Raw genomic sequence first — 15,145 nt, forward strand, 5'->3', positions numbered from 1 at the left:
TGTATTCTCGTTTACATTGGATCACAGGCCTTTGGTCTGTGATTTTTTGGTTTACTTATCACGAGTCTGAGCCGATATGATGCTCAATAGAGACCTCAGGAGGTACACCGCTATGATGACATTACTATTCTATTGATACGAGCTGGCACGATAAGCTCGTATCGATAGAAGTGTTCTTCGCTATCGATACGAAATAATTCTTATTTCGGAGGTAGCGAATATGGAAAAGATATGTTTTGAATTAGTGCAGGTTGAAATGACCTATATGGATAAAGCAGTTCTGAACATTGAGCGACTGGCCGTGCATCAACTGGATCGCATCGGTGTAGTGGGTGGTAATGGTCAGGGTAAAAGTACATTATTGAAACTCATTGCGGGACAGATCCAGCCAACAGCCGGAAAGGTAAAACGTTACGCAGAGTTTGGTTACATGGAACAAGTAGAACCACCCCAGCCAAACGAAAATCTGGAGGTTGACGGGGCTTTACTCAGCAAATTGGCGATTCCTCAACATGATAAATCATGGAGTGGCGGAGAACAGACCCGTTTGAAACTGGCTCAATTGTTCACTCATTACCATGAAGTATTATTACTGGATGAACCCACAACCCATCTGGACCAAGAGGGCATTACATTTTTACTGGATGAATTGCGGTATTACTATGGGGCAATCGTGCTGATCAGTCATGACCGTGCGGTTCTGGATGAACTGGTGACCACGATCTGGGAAATTCATCAGGGAGAAGTCCACGTATATACCGGTAACTATAGTGATTATCAGGAACAGAAGAGGCTGGAGCGTGAACAGCAACACCTGGCCCATGAACAATTCTCCAAAGAGAAAAGAAGATTGGAGCTGGCCGCCCAGGAAAAGATGAAGAAAGCCGAGAAAATAACGCAGGCTGGAAACATGTCCAAAAAAGAATCCAAGGCAAAAGCAAACCGCATGTTTGAGACCAAATCCAAAGGTACCAGTCAAAAAGCAGTGCATCGTGCTGCTAAAGCGATTCAACAACGCATGCAACAACTTCAAGAGGTGAGTGCGGTGCAGGAGGATCGACCGATTATCTTCCGTCAGCCGAAGACATTGGAGTTACACAACCGATTTCCAATTATGGCAGATCGCCTTACACTTGAAGTGGGTGGAAACATATTATTGGAGGATGCAAGTTTTCAAATTCCGTTAAAACAAAAAATAGCGATAACCGGAACCAATGGCAGCGGGAAAAGCACATTGCTTAACCATGTTTTCCGTGCTGGAGATGGAATCACGATGTCTCCAAAAGCAAAGATCGGTTATTTTCAGCAAATGAGCTATCGTTTCACGATGAAAGATACTGTATTACAATTTCTGAAAAATCGTTCGGAATATGAGGAATCAGAGCTTAGAAGTGCGTTGCACGCGATGCAGTTTACAGGGAATGACTTGCTCAAGAATGTGGGAACATTAAGTGGAGGAGAAGCGATTCGTCTTCAATTATGTTATTTGTTTCTTGGGCAATATAACATTCTATTGTTGGATGAGCCGACGAATTTTCTTGATATGCATGCCTTGGAAGCGTTGGAGCGTTTTATCAAGGCGTATGAAGGAACGATTCTCTATGTATCTCATGACCAGAGGTTTGTTGAAAATACAGCGGATCAACAATTTCAGATTGCGGAGCGTCAATTAATTCGGGTGAATATATAAGTTGAACTAAAAAAATATTTACACTGGACACTTCCATGACAGAACAACCAACAAAAACAGCCAAAGAGATTTTGGCTGTTTTTGTTTTAGAATATGGATGCTCGTGATTCAATAGGATATGTAGATTCATTAAGAATCGATTTTTACAACCGTTGAATGCATGTTACCTGTAAGACGTTGAGGTGGAAATACCATGCGTACGGGTGCGATGATGATCGTGGCAAATACCGCTTTGATCAGATCACCAATAATGTAAGGATAGAATCCTTGAATCATGGCCTCGGGCAAGGACATTTTGTATGCATAAGCCAGCCAGGGAACGCCTGAGACATAATTTAATAGTGAACCAAATAATTCAATGATGATAAACGCAAAAATAAAACCTTTAAACCCTTGGATTCTCACTTTGGAGAGGAACAAACCGATCAGGAGTGCGGAAAAGGGCCAGATTACAACATATCCCCCGGTCGGACCTAAGAGAACAGCAAGACCACCAGTTCCATGTAGAAGTGGGAAGCCTAGTGCTGTCAGCACAACAACGAGAGCAATACTTAAGAACCCATACAACGGACCAAGTAACCCTCCGGCCAGCATAACAGCCAAGGTTTGTAATGTTATGGGTACTGGGGAAAAGCCAATAGGAATGCTTATGTAACCAAAAAGTACTAATATTGCGGCCATAAGGGCGCTGAATACAATGCCTCGCAAAGATAATTTCATGTTTGAACAATCCTCTCCATTTTGGTAATATGATTGTTAACCAATTATATAAATGTGGTTGACGATTAGGATCGTACCACATAAAAATAGAAAGGGAAAGGACTAATTTACGATGCAAGGCAACCTGCCCATAATTACATTAGAAGATATCCGAGTGCATTATGCTTCCGAGGATGGTCAAGTAAGGAAAGCGCTGGACGGTATCTCGCTTACGCTGCATCAAGGAGAATGGATTAGTATTGTAGGGGCGAATGGCAGTGGGAAAAGTACGCTCGCCGGGCTACTCATTGGATTCATTCCATTATCGGGAGGGGTACGGATTATCCCGGAGGCACTAACCGTCCGAGGTGTATTGCAGCAACCGGATACCCAGGTATTGGGGGACACGATTGAAGAGGAATTCCATTATGCATTGTCACCATTAATGATTACTGTAGAAGAACAATTGGAGCTCAGGCAGGACGTATTACATACCGTAGGACTTCAATATGCACCGGATATGGCCATCTCACAGTTATCGGGTGGACAGAAACAACTGCTCAACATTGCTGTAGCGCTCGTGTCCAGACCGGATGTATTGATTCTGGATGAACCAACAGCCATGCTTGATCCCGGAGCAAGAGACCGTATTGAGACCATAGCTCAGAAGATCACCCAGCGGGGGACAACGGTAATCTGGATTACGCATCATCTGGAAGAAGCGACCTTGTGTGATCGGATTATTGCTATGGACCGAGGGCGTTGTGTGTACGATGGAAAGCCCGAGTCCTTTTTCTATGAAAAAGAGATGACTGAGAAGGCTATTTTGAATAAAGAGCAGCTATCTCCCTGTGAAAGATTAGGGTTGGATCCTCCGTTCACTGTGAAGACTGCGTTATTGCTCAAGCACAAAAAAGGCATCAGGCCAGAAGCCATGCCACTGAGGCCTGAACAATTGGCTAAGGAGGTCGCACGTTGGAGATCGAATTAACCAATATACGTATAGAAGCATCGGAATCGAGCAAGCGTGCACTGCTTGAAGATATAAATATTCAGTTGAACAGTGGGGAAATCACGTTGCTGTTGGGCTGTACGGGTTCAGGAAAAACGACTTTACTACAGACGTTGGCTGGTCTGAGACCTCCCGATGCAGGCAGTATCACATTGGATGGTACACCTTTCTGGAAAGAAGGAAAAGTGCCGAAGTCCATTTTATTGCAAATGGGACTATTGTTTCAATTTCCGGAACAACAACTGTTTGCCAGAAGTATTCAGCGTGAATTCGCATATTCTCTGCGTTCCTATCGATATTCAGAGAAACAACAACAAGAGCAGATCACAAAAGCTCTGAATCAGTGGGATCCGCCGGTATCCCTGGAGTTGGAACGACGTTTTCATCTGGACAGGTCGCCATTTGCCCTAAGTGGGGGAGAGAAGCGCAGACTAGGTCTTGCTCTCGGAATGGTGACCAACCCACATTGGCTTCTGCTGGATGAGCCGAGCGCTGGTTTGGAAGCGCAAAGTGTCGTGCTTTTGCTGGATGCATTGGAGCAACATCGTCAGGCAGGTGGTGGGGGCGTGGTAGCAACACATGATTTGGATACATTCTTGCCTTGTGCGGATCGGGTATTGTTATTGCAGGAAGGTCGCCTAATCGCCGATCTTACGCCGCGAGAACTTCACGATAGGCCTGAATTGCTGGAGCAGACAGGGATCGGACTGCCACCTTCGATGCGACTAGCACAGCAGATGAGGGCTGCGGGTCTTGATCTACCTTCTATCGCGATGACACCAGAAGAGATGGCTGAAAGTATTATTCAGTCTACGTTCGTTGAGGTGGGCGTTCAGAACGAAGGGAAAGTGGCATCCGGACCAGCGACTAACCTGGCAGAGAGAGAGACAACGGAGAACATGAAAGTGCACGATCCGAAGCTTCTTCCGAACACATGGACTCCTTCAGGCGGATTATATGGTGTTATGGACCCGCGTTTGAAATGGATTTTATATATTTTGCTGGTCACCGCCGCGATGCTTCAACATCGATGGCTGGGATTGACATTAACACTGGTGCCGGTAGTGACAGCACTTGTCGGGCTCCCGCGTCAGACTTTGGCTGGATGTATGAAGTTAATGAAGCCATTGTTATTCTTTTTCATCATATCGACAGCGCTATCGGGGACAACCCTTTCAACAGAGGGAGGAGGTCTGCACTTTGGCTTTTCCCTGATGCAGGCAGAGGGCACTTTGCTGAATGTGTATCGTTTGTTTATTGTCACGTTGGCAAGTTTATGGTTTTCACTAACGACACCATATGGGCGAATGGTAGAAGGACTGAATTGGGTACTCGGTATCGGTAAAAAGATCAGACTGCCCGTAGCCTCGTTTGCTCTTGCTGTATCGTTAATCTTTCGATTTATCCCGATGATCTGGAGTGAATGGCAGCGATTCTCACTGATTGTACGGGCACGTGGAAAGGTCGCTTTAAGACCAAATACCGTACGGATTCGTGATTTGGGTCCGATGGTAATTCCCTTGTTAATGGCACTGTTCCAACGTGCAGAGGATATGACGATTGCGATGGAAATGCGTAAAGTTAGAGAGCACTCTATGCTTGGAACGCGCTCTTCGTTATTGGTGTGGTCCAAGCGTGATACCTGGATTAGCATGGCAGGCCTCATTGGTTTTGTACTATTAGTATGGATTGGCCAATTGTGATGAATTAGAATTATTAACGCAGTGTTTTCCATTGTTCATGCATAAGTACGGTCGACCTTGCTCACAATAAGTGTGCGTGAATCATCTGGAAGTGGATCAGGAGGGATAAACGATGAAAGATAAGTTTTTGCGTGAAGAACGACAAGAATATACCGATGTGTCTACGGTGGAGTCGCAGCGAAACGATATCACACTCGAAGAATTCCCGGAGGGTCCTTACGGTTCATCTCTGTTATCCGAGTCTCTTGGGAAAAGTTCTCCGTGGCGGGCGGATCAGAGGTCTGCACATCGTTTTGATTATGAGAATCATGAGCTTCACGAGGGAGAAGTACGGGATTATCCGGGTCAGGATGTTTTTGACGAAACGGTTCCGGATAATGTGTCCAAACCTCAATACACGGAAGAATCGTAATGTGATATGGATATAAAATAGAGCGCAGCCTCCGACAGGTTTTATCTTGTTCGGGGGCTATTTTCGTTTGTGCTCAATAAAAACAAATCTCCTCCAATTCCACATTATGGGTTATTATATTTGTAGCTCGGAGTAAAAATTTGGTTGAATAGGCGGAGGATTCGGAATGGGCGGTTATTGGAGTGTGCAGTAGAATTACCTCCAACTCATGGTGAGGCTAAGAATTTCACGGAAAACTTCTCTGATTTTTCTTTAACCAAAGGACGGATCATGTTTACCATTGTAAATATGGATGGTGAGAATGTCGGAGGTGTGAACCTGAACAGCATTGATGAGAGAAACGGTACCTTTAGCATTGGCATTCAAATTGACAGGGATCATCGAGGAAAAGGATACGGAACCAGAGCTGTTCGCATTTTGCTGAACTATGCCTTCTTCGAGCGCAGGCTCAACAAATTCAATGACTCTGTACTCGAAGGAAATGAACCTTCTGCAGCCATGATGAGAAAACTTGGATGTATTCAGGAAGGTGTGCGTCGCCAAGTGATCTATACGGATGGAAAATACCAGGATCTAATTCTCTTTGGATTAACCAAAGACGAGTTTGTGGAAAAAGAGGGGCTTGTTTGATTGTTTGATTCCAGCATATATAAGATCACTAGGTGCTTAAAGTCTGCCAATGATCATTGGATAAATGGTAATGTACATTAAGCTAAAGGTGAGAGTATATTCTAATGATATCAAAATCTGAGATGATCGTGTGGATAAAGCGATACCCGATCCGACATGGAAAAGGTTAGGTTTTGCTGAACAGCCTGATTTTCATACTTCTGGTCTGGGTGTGGGGATTGTAATTATCGATTCAATTAAACCGCATCATCTCGTACATCACTTAAATACACGAATTAAATGTGTTACCGTACATGAAAATATGACTGTCACTATGCGAGACATTTCATCTATGAACAGGGAGGAGGATAATCGGAAAGGCGAGCATGGCCTTATGAGTGTATTAGCTTTGGCTCATGAACCTATTCTATTAGAGGGACAGATTCATGTCGGGATTGCACCAGCAGCAACATTTATCGTTTTAGATCATGGGGCATTTACAACTGGAGAAGGAGAACGTCTGAAAAAAGGAATGGAATGGATTCTTGAACATGGGCTCGAATGGAATATAAAAATTATTTTAAGCACTGGTTGGCAGGCATTAGATAATGAAGTTTATCTTAAAAATACGAGTGAAAACTCAACGGTTAAAGCATTGGCGACAGCTGTGCAACAGGGCATTTTGGTTATTTGTTCGAATGGGAATACACGTTTAAATAACATCATGCCTCCAATACAGTATTTAGCAGTAGGGGGCTACGTGGATCGTGGAAAGGCTGATCGTTCATTACACGTTCCTTTCCCTGATGAACCTTATGGCAGAAATGGAGATGGTCATTTTAGACCAGATATATTAGCACCCAGACTAGACCTTACGATCCCCTTTTGTGAAATTGAAGAATCTACTCGGCGTGTATCTTTTTATGGGGGCACATCTGGAGCGGCTGCCCTTGTTGCTGGTGTTGCGGCTCATCTATTCTCCCGATTTCCGACTTTAAGTTCTGAGATGCTAAGACACTTATTAGTCGAGCATGGAGAACCACTGGAGGGTGATGATAACCTGGCTCCTCGAATTAACGTTGAGAATACAATTCGTTATATGGACAGGGCAGATAAGCCAAGCTACATAACAAAAACTTTACCCATGGTAAGTATAAAAAATCAAAATCCCTATAACACAATTCATTCAATGGATGATATCGAAAGAGCGCTCTCTTTAACAGTTTTAGTGGAGAGGGGAGGATTATCACGTGAAGAGTTGTGGAGCTTCACTAAGGATTCATCCGCTATTGTTCGTAAAATTGCAGTATCGACCCTCGGCCAACCGATGAACGAACGAGAGCGAAAGTTGTATTGGATGTATTTAATGAATGAAACAGAAGGGGGAGTGCGTGGATGGTATATGCATGGATTATTGCAAAATGCTCCAAAGGAGGAAATACATAAATGGATAAATTGGTCAACAGATATTAACTGGTCGGTTCGATGGTGTGTTAGCGAATATTTGGCTCAATATCCAGAGTGTTTTCCCCAACTGGAAAAAAACCAAGATCCTGACGCTATACATATCAAGGCATTGCCTTTAAGGCAATGGTTCACGACTCTATTTCTATAATGAAGTAACGTAAATCAGTATGTGGAGGGAACCTTATGAAACAAACCATTTCAAGTGATGAATTAATCATTGATTGCAAGGATATTTATTTGCGCGAGTATCGACTTGAGGACTTAGAGAAACTGCAAGAAATTACGTGGCAACCTGAGGTGTATGAAATGTTACCCGGATGGAACGCTACGATTGAAAACAGGACCCTGTGGCTCACCGAATATGAAATCCCTGAGAATCAGCGTTTTAAACAAGCAGCATTGGCGGGAGGGGATATTGGAGATTTATACTTACGTATGGCTATCGTACTGAAAGAGAATGATGAGTTCATAGGATGGTGCTGCTCAGGGACCAAGGACGAACTGCCAGCACCCAATCGGGAGATTATGTACGGTATTTCGAAACACTTCAGGAATCGTGGCTATACAACGCAGGCAGTAAAAGGGATGACACAGTATTTGTTTGAACATACCAACGTTGAAATATTAAATGCCATCGCTTTGATTACCAATCAAGCATCCAATAAGGTGATACAGAAATGTAATTTTGAAAGGTTAAATTTGATCGAGATCGAGAATGAACCTTATCACCATTATCAACTGTGTAAGCATGAAGGTCATTTTTGATAGAACATAGTCCCATGTAGAATCGTTATAACATTAACATTTTGGATCAGGCTAGACAGTTATTGCTGGCTGCCTGATCTTTTTCTTTCATTTAATTTATAGGACAAGGCTTATTTTAAAAATTTTCTCCGCGATAATAGCGTTCCAGTTTGTGATCCAAATGAACAAGCTGCGCTTTTTTTTCCTCGATATCATTCAGCAACTTTTGCTTTTGATCCTCAATTAGCCTGGTTCTTTCTTTCAACGTGGAGGTTCCTTCATTGACCTGATCATAATACTTTTTGATGTCTTCCACACTCATCCCCGTTTCACGAAGGCATTTGATAAAAACCAGCCAGTTCAGATCATCCTCCAAATAAAGGCGGTTATTCTGCTCATTTCGTGCAGCGGGTTTCAGCAGTCCCTTTCTTTCATAAAAGCGGATCGCTCCAATCGAGATATCAACTTTTTTGGCTACTTCTCCAATCGTTAACATGTGAATCCACCTTTTTATAAAAAAAATTTGACCTGCACTAAGTGTAGCATAGTAACTTATACATTGTTAAATAAAAATCTAATGACGGAAAGAAGGATTCACATGAAAAAGACTGTTTTTGTAACCGGAGCAAATAAAGGAATTGGATATGAAATTGTAAAACAGTTGGGTGAAGCTGGTTGGAAAGTTATCCTTGGCGCAAGGAGTGTCGAACGGGGGGAAGCAGCTGTTTCGGAGTTAACTTCCAGGGGATTGGATGTAGAATTTGTGCAGATCGACATGATCGACATGAAGAGTATCGAACTGGCAGCTGATACGATCTATAAGAAGTATCCCTCAATAAACCTTCTGATCAATAATGCAGGTATGCCTGGTGCATTCTCTCATTCCTTCACGGATACGAAAGAGGAAGACCTGCGGAACGCCTTCGAAGTGAACTTTTTCGGCACGTTCCGTTTGAATCAGCGTTTGTTCCCGTTAATCAAAGATAATGAAGGCACAATCATTAATGTTTCGACCGACATGGCATCTCTGGACCATATGCAAAATGCGGAATTCACTTTAAATGCCTTCGACTATAACTCATCCAAAACGGCCAACAGTGCCATGACTCTTTCCATGGCCTATGAAGTCAAAAACAGCAAGGCTCAAGTCTTTGCAGTCACGCCCGGATTCACTTCAACAGATCTTAACGGCAATGCCGAAGGCGGTAAATCAAAAGAAGCCGGCGCTGCGATTATCGTGCGTTATGCGACAGATGGTAAACGCCATAATGGGGAGTTCCTTGATGAGGATGGCGTATACCCTTGGTAATCCATAAGATAATGGGTATGAGGGGCTAAAAAATTTTGAGTTCATTCTGACTGATTTTGTCTCTTGGATAGCAAGGAATATGAGAATATAACGTCGAATAAGAAAAATGTGTTTGTTAGTTCTAATTTATTAGTTGTATATGAAACAAACATAAACGTAGACGAACATCTTTCTTGTACCAGTTTAAGAGAGCATGTACTGAAAAATCATATTTCTAACAAGTGTATCAATCGGAGGTATATATTTAATGGGGGTTTCATTAGATAAAGCATGTTTAACAGATGCAGTGACTATTCATGAGATGAAAGTTAAATCATTTATGCCTTTGTTGGAAAAATATCAGGATTTTGAAACAAGCCCTGCTAATGAAACCGTAGAAAGAGTTATTACTCAAATCAATCAATCTTTTACAGATTATTTCATAATTCGTCATCTTGAAATTGCTGTTGGTGGAATAAGAGTCGTGAAAAAAGAAAATCAAGTCTACAGTGTTAGCCCAATTTTTATACTGCCAGAACATCAAGGAAAAGGAATTGCTCAAAAAGTCTTTACAATAGTTGAGCAGATATATGATGATGCAAAATCATGGAAACTAGGTACCATCTTGCAAGAGAAGGGAAACTGTTATTTGTATGAAAAGATAGGTTATAAAAAAACAGGTGCAACAAAAGCAATTAACGACAAAATGACAATGGTATTTTATGAGAAGCATTTATAGGCCGTAAATCCTTGAATAAGGGGCTTCAGATTCCTAAGCTTGTAAGCCCGGAAGCCTCAAACCAATTGGACTACTACTCTTCACTCTATCAAACAGATACAAAAAAGAATCCCCCATTCGTTTCTTAATTGAAATGATGGGGGATTCTTCATGGCAATGAAAAGCCGGAGTCTACCTCAATTCAGACATCAGTCTTATATAGCGGCATCAAAATCATAAATTCAGTTCCCACGCCTACCTGACTTCGTACTGTAATTTTCCCACCATACGACTCCACAATTGAGCGGGTAATGGCTAGACCGAGACCTGCACCACCTTGTTTGCGCGAACGAGAACTGCTTGTGCGGTAAAATCGCTCAAAGATATGGGGTAGATGTGCAGGTTCAATACCTGTACCGTTATCCTTTACTGACAATTCAGCCTTATGGTGCGTGGCATACAACGTAATGGAGATGGCTCCATGCTCTGGATCGGTGTGCTGCACCGCATTATGGAACAGATTCAGCACAACCTGCTTCAGCTTATAAGGGTCAGCCAGTATATGGACCGCAGCCGTCAAGTCCAGATGAATGGACCTCAGCTGAGCCATCATCGCAAGTTGGGGTTGCATTTCGAGCAACAGACTGTCCAACTGAATGACCTCACGCTCCTGCTTCGGAGCCTGGTCCAACTTGGTCAGGAGCAGTAAATCTTCAACGAGCTTGTTAATTCGTACCGATTCGCCGTGCATGCTGTCCAGTGCTTTATACAATTGATCCTGATTGGTCGCTGCTCCCCGCTGTAGAACTTCAATGAAGCCGTGAATGGAGGTAAGCGGGGTACGAAGCTCATGGGAAGCATCGGACAAGAAACGCTGCATCTGCTCTTTCGATTCCCGCTCCGCTTCAAACGAGTTCTCCAACCTTTCAAGCATCCCATTAAATGAAACGGCGAGCTGATCCACTTCCTCTTGTCCCTGAACGACGGGAAGGCGTTCTGCAAGGCTGCCTGCATCGATCTGCTGAACTTTATTAACCATGTTGGACAGGGGAATCAATGTCCGGCGTAATACCTTAGTGTATAGAATAAGACCGGCTACCATGGCCAACAGTGATAACATCAGAAAGATCAGAAGCTGTTTAATAATCAAGTCTTTCAGTGGCTTTGTAGCTGTGCCCATCTGGACCATGGGTAAGCCCCGATTGCGTGGACCTGGTGAGGCGAATACAATCAATTGCTCATTCCCTTGACTATCCGTTACGATCCGATAGGGAATATGTTTTTGTTCTTTCAAATCCACTGTAATGTCTTGATATTCAACGCTTGATAGATGAGGAGCTTTCAGACCGTCTTCCCCAAAAACATCCTCAAATGTACCTTGATTATCAAACAACGCCAGTGACCGGTCCGGAATAAATAGCACCCGATTGCCAGATCCGTTACCTGCCTGTCCTCCAAAAGGATTGTTGGAAGAGCCACTACGTGACTGGATTCCAAGCCAAACCGGGGGCATGGACATGAGCTGTTCTTGCATGGTTTTTGCCTGATTTCGATACAGAAAGCTTTCCATGATCCAGAATTGCAGGATACCGATTAACAATAGCAACCCAGCAAGCACGAACAGAGAACGTGAGAGCAATTGAGAACGCAGTGAACGGGGCCAGATCCATTGGTGAAGACGTCTTAAACGAAGTTTATTTTTCTTAGGCAGTGAGTTCATCAGAGGTCCACCCTGTACCCGACACCCCGAAGCGTGCGTATGAGTTTATGCTCTTTGTCCCCGAGTTTGTCACGCAAGGAGCGAACATATACCTCCACAATATTTTCTTCTCCGCCAAAATCATACCCCCATACCCGGCTCAAAATGGTTGCTTTGCTAAGTACGATCCCATGATTAAGCACAATAAATTTTAACAGTTCGTATTCGGTAGGAGATAGCTCCAGGACCTGATTCTGATAGGTGATTTCTTTGCGCTGATCATCAATTCGGAAGGGACCGTGGGTGACAGCTCCTATTAATAAAGGAAATTGATTGCGCAGTCTGGCCTGAATTCGAGCGAGCAGCTCGTCGAAGGCAAAGGGTTTGATCATATAATCATCAGCCCCCAGCCAAAGGCCCTTAACCCGATTCTCGACTTCGTCCTTCGCTGTCAGCATAATAACACCAACCTGAGCTCCGGTCTTACGAAGACGCTCGACCACTTCGAATCCATCCATCTCTGGCATCATGACATCCAGAATAGCCATATGTGGCCTGAATTCAAGTGCCAACTCAAGCGCAGTCGCTCCATCCGGTGCCGTACGCACATCGAAGCCTTCATTGCTTAATCCAAGCTCCAGAAATTGCAAAATATGTGGTTCATCATCAGCCAATAGTATTTTAATTCCGCTGCTAAGCTTCATAATGCGGGGTTCCTCCTTGCTTGCTTCCATCTTAATTCTCCCTCAAGTGATAGGGACTATATGTTGTATTATCGCTTGCCAAACTGAAATTTAGCTGAAAGGATTATGAATTATCCTCAGACAACATTCAGCGGACACTCATCCCAGTTTTATTTTGGCATGTCAGAATAGTAGACATGAAGAACTTTGAAGGAGTGATTAACATTGAATAACACCAAAAGAAGGATGGATTTTGTCCTTCTGCCAATTGTATTACTGGCGGCGTTTCTGAATGGATACGGTATCTGGAACGACCAATATGCCAATTCCTACTATACGACTGCCGTTGGTAGTATGCTCAGCAACTTCCACAACTTTTTCTATGCTTCACTAGACTCGGCAGGCTCCGTCACTGTAGATAAACCACCTGTGGTCTTCTGGATTCAGACAGCTTTTGCCTATGTCTTTGGATTGCACGGATGGAGTGTTATTTTGCCACAGGTATTAGCGGGAACCGGTTCGGTGCTCCTGATCTATTTCATGGTGAAACCTACATACGGTCTTGCAGCAGCACGGATCTCGGCGCTTGCAATGGCAACTGTGCCTGTCGTGGCGGCAGTCAGCCGGACCAACAATATTGACAGCATGCTGGTGTTTACACTACTGCTGGGTTCATGGTTTTTGTTCAAAGGCAGCAAACAAGGCAGTGCTTGGCGCATTCTCGTTGCCTTTGGGTTAATAGGCGTAGCCTTTAATATGAAAATGCTTCAAGCCTACATGATTCTGCCAGCTTTTTATTTGTTCTATTTGTTCGCATTTCAGGCGAAATGGAGAAGGAAGATCATTCTGATGATCGGCAGTACAGCGGTTCTGTCGGTCGTTTCCTTATCCTGGGCCGTCACTGTGGATTCCATACCCGAAGAAGAGCGTCCTTATATCGGCAGCAGTGAAACGAACTCGGTCATGGAACTGGCATTTGGATACAACGGCCTGGCTCGTCTAACGGGTCAGCAGAATACTTCAGGTAACGCTGGTATGCCAAATGGGATCGGACAGGGAAATAATCGTGGCAATCGAGGGGACATGTCTTCAGTTCCTAATCAGACGGATAGTGGTGTTCCTGGCGCTGGACGAGATGCCAATGCACCGGATACCGATAATTCAAATGCTTCAAACGGCAGGAACGCCATGGGCGGCATGAATGGGCTGAATGGCAATTTCCCGAACGGACAGATGCCAAATGATATGGAAATGCCAAACGGAAGAAATTCTGGCGGTAATGGTGGCGGAGGCATGGGAGGCATGTTTGGTACGGGGGAGAAAGGTCCTTTGCGTCTCTTCCAGACTGAACTGTCAGGTCAGGCAAGTTGGCTATTGCCAGTTGTGCTGCTTGGGTGCATTGCCATATTTGCAGGGTTAAGACGGAGAAATATAACCAATAAGCACAAGGAGGCCTTATTCTGGTTGGCCTGGCTGCTGCCGGTTGCTGCCTTTTTCAGTGTGGCAGGGTTCTTCCATCAATATTATCTGATTATGCTTGCACCTCCAATTGCAGCGCTGACTGGCGCAGGATTTGTAGCGATGTGGAAGTTATATCGTGATCGCACCGGATGGCAGGCGTGGTTGCTTCCGGTGTCCGTACTGCTTACGACGCTGTTCGGCTGGTATATCATGCAGGTGTATAACGATACGATTGGTGCAGGATGGTCGATTAGTGAATTAATCGCAGGCATTCTGGTTACGGTCATTCTGGTCGTTATGCTTCATCGCACACATCGATGGAAACAGGGCTTCATTATCGCGGGATTCATGGTGATGCTGATTGGTCCAATCTATTGGGCATTCACCCCAATTACTTATGGTGGTAACAGTATGATTCCGGCAGCAGGACCCACGGGTTCCAGTAGCATGTTTGGTGGAGCCGGAATGGGCATGCCGATGGGTAACGGTGCAGGAGATACAGAAATGCCTGCAACGGGTGGCCGAGGTGGAATGGGTAACCGTAACGAAGAAGTGGATACAGCCACATTGAATTATCTGAAAGAGCACAATACGGGCGAAACGTATCTCTTCGCCACTACGGACTATAATCAGGCAGCGCCTTATATCATCGATGAGAAGGCAGCAGTGATTACGCTTGGCGGTTTCTCCGGATCAGACCCGGTGTACACCACAGAGGAACTTGAGGAACTCGTCAAGAGCGGGCAAGTGAAATATTTCATGGTTGGTGGCATGGGTGGCCGTGGAGGAAACTCGGAAATTACCGATTGGATCAAAGAACATGGAACCGAGATTCCAACGTCAGAATGGAAGACAGGCACCGACAGCGGATCTATGGATAACGGAGACACCGGAAACAGAGCTGGCTTTGGATTCGGCGGACAGACGACCTTGTACGAAGTGAAATTATAAACTGTAATG

Annotated in this window: 14 protein-coding genes; 10 read left to right on the forward strand and 4 right to left on the reverse strand. The window is 44.3% G+C overall.

What is annotated here, in order from left to right:
• The first annotated feature begins 220 nt into the window (after positions 1 to 220).
• Complete coding sequence (gene abc-f, locus MKX40_RS13465; protein ID WP_339242260.1) at positions 221 to 1,690, forward strand: ABC-F type ribosomal protection protein; 1,470 nt, start codon at positions 221 to 223, stop codon at positions 1,688 to 1,690.
• Between the two features lie 129 nt (positions 1,691 to 1,819).
• Here the strand turns inward: abc-f and MKX40_RS13470 are convergent, their stop codons facing one another.
• Entirely contained in the window at positions 1,820 to 2,410 is a 591-nt protein-coding gene (locus MKX40_RS13470) for a biotin transporter BioY (RefSeq protein WP_339242262.1), read from the reverse strand.
• A 112-nt stretch (positions 2,411 to 2,522) separates the two neighbouring features.
• Here MKX40_RS13470 and MKX40_RS13475 point away from each other — a divergent pair, with 112 nt between their 5' ends.
• The 6 genes from MKX40_RS13475 (at position 2,523) to MKX40_RS13500 (ending at position 8,357) form a co-directional block, all read left to right on the forward strand.
• A complete protein-coding gene (locus MKX40_RS13475) occupies positions 2,523 to 3,380 on the forward strand; it encodes an ATP-binding cassette domain-containing protein (protein ID WP_339242264.1) in 858 nt (285 codons plus the stop codon).
• Entirely contained in the window at positions 3,365 to 5,104 is a 1,740-nt protein-coding gene (locus tag MKX40_RS13480; protein WP_339242266.1) for an ATP-binding cassette domain-containing protein, read from the forward strand. Before MKX40_RS13475 ends, MKX40_RS13480 begins: the two co-directional genes overlap by 16 nt.
• Before the next feature lie 112 nt (positions 5,105 to 5,216).
• Positions 5,217 to 5,516 (forward strand): hypothetical protein, encoded by a 300-nt coding sequence (locus MKX40_RS13485; protein ID WP_307537017.1) that lies wholly within the window; start codon positions 5,217 to 5,219, stop codon positions 5,514 to 5,516.
• A 177-nt stretch (positions 5,517 to 5,693) separates the two neighbouring features.
• Positions 5,694 to 6,146: a GNAT family protein gene (locus MKX40_RS13490; RefSeq protein WP_339243050.1), complete on the forward strand. Its 453-nt coding sequence runs from the start codon at positions 5,694 to 5,696 to the stop codon at positions 6,144 to 6,146.
• 130 nt (positions 6,147 to 6,276) lie between these two features.
• Positions 6,277 to 7,740 carry a S8 family serine peptidase gene (locus tag MKX40_RS13495; protein ID WP_339242270.1) on the forward strand — a complete coding sequence of 488 codons (1,464 nt, stop codon included), beginning with the start codon at positions 6,277 to 6,279 and terminating at the stop codon, positions 7,738 to 7,740.
• A 35-nt stretch (positions 7,741 to 7,775) separates the two neighbouring features.
• On the forward strand, positions 7,776 to 8,357 hold the full coding sequence (locus MKX40_RS13500; protein WP_339242272.1) for a GNAT family N-acetyltransferase: 582 nt from the start codon (positions 7,776 to 7,778) through the stop codon (positions 8,355 to 8,357).
• Positions 8,358 to 8,472: 115 nt separating this feature from the next.
• Here the strand turns inward: MKX40_RS13500 and MKX40_RS13505 are convergent, their stop codons facing one another.
• Positions 8,473 to 8,832 (reverse strand): MerR family transcriptional regulator, encoded by a 360-nt coding sequence (locus tag MKX40_RS13505; RefSeq protein WP_339242273.1) that lies wholly within the window; start codon positions 8,830 to 8,832, stop codon positions 8,473 to 8,475.
• A gap of 102 nt (positions 8,833 to 8,934) precedes the next feature.
• Here MKX40_RS13505 and MKX40_RS13510 point away from each other — a divergent pair, with 102 nt between their 5' ends.
• Together MKX40_RS13510 and MKX40_RS13515 are read left to right on the forward strand one after the other, a co-directional pair.
• On the forward strand, positions 8,935 to 9,645 hold the full coding sequence (locus MKX40_RS13510) for an SDR family NAD(P)-dependent oxidoreductase (protein ID WP_339242275.1): 711 nt from the start codon (positions 8,935 to 8,937) through the stop codon (positions 9,643 to 9,645).
• A 247-nt stretch (positions 9,646 to 9,892) separates the two neighbouring features.
• Positions 9,893 to 10,363, forward strand: a complete 471-nt coding sequence (locus tag MKX40_RS13515) for a GNAT family N-acetyltransferase (protein ID WP_339242277.1) — start codon at positions 9,893 to 9,895, stop codon at positions 10,361 to 10,363.
• A gap of 181 nt (positions 10,364 to 10,544) precedes the next feature.
• On the opposite strand, the gene MKX40_RS13520 is transcribed toward MKX40_RS13515, so the two are convergent.
• Positions 10,545 to 12,062, reverse strand: a complete 1,518-nt coding sequence (locus MKX40_RS13520; protein WP_339242278.1) for an ATP-binding protein — start codon at positions 12,060 to 12,062, stop codon at positions 10,545 to 10,547.
• Positions 12,062 to 12,745: a response regulator transcription factor gene (locus MKX40_RS13525; RefSeq protein WP_339243051.1), complete on the reverse strand. Its 684-nt coding sequence runs from the start codon at positions 12,743 to 12,745 to the stop codon at positions 12,062 to 12,064. The genes MKX40_RS13520 and MKX40_RS13525 overlap by 1 nt, the downstream gene beginning before the upstream one ends.
• 225 nt (positions 12,746 to 12,970) lie before the next feature.
• On the opposite strand from MKX40_RS13525, the gene MKX40_RS13530 reads away from it, so the two are divergent.
• Complete coding sequence (locus MKX40_RS13530) at positions 12,971 to 15,136, forward strand: glycosyltransferase family 39 protein (protein ID WP_339243052.1); 2,166 nt, start codon at positions 12,971 to 12,973, stop codon at positions 15,134 to 15,136.
• Positions 15,137 to 15,145: the final 9 nt, after the last annotated feature.

It is taken from the genome of Paenibacillus sp. FSL R5-0517 (assembly GCF_037974355.1).
Taxonomy (GTDB): domain Bacteria; phylum Bacillota; class Bacilli; order Paenibacillales; family Paenibacillaceae; genus Paenibacillus.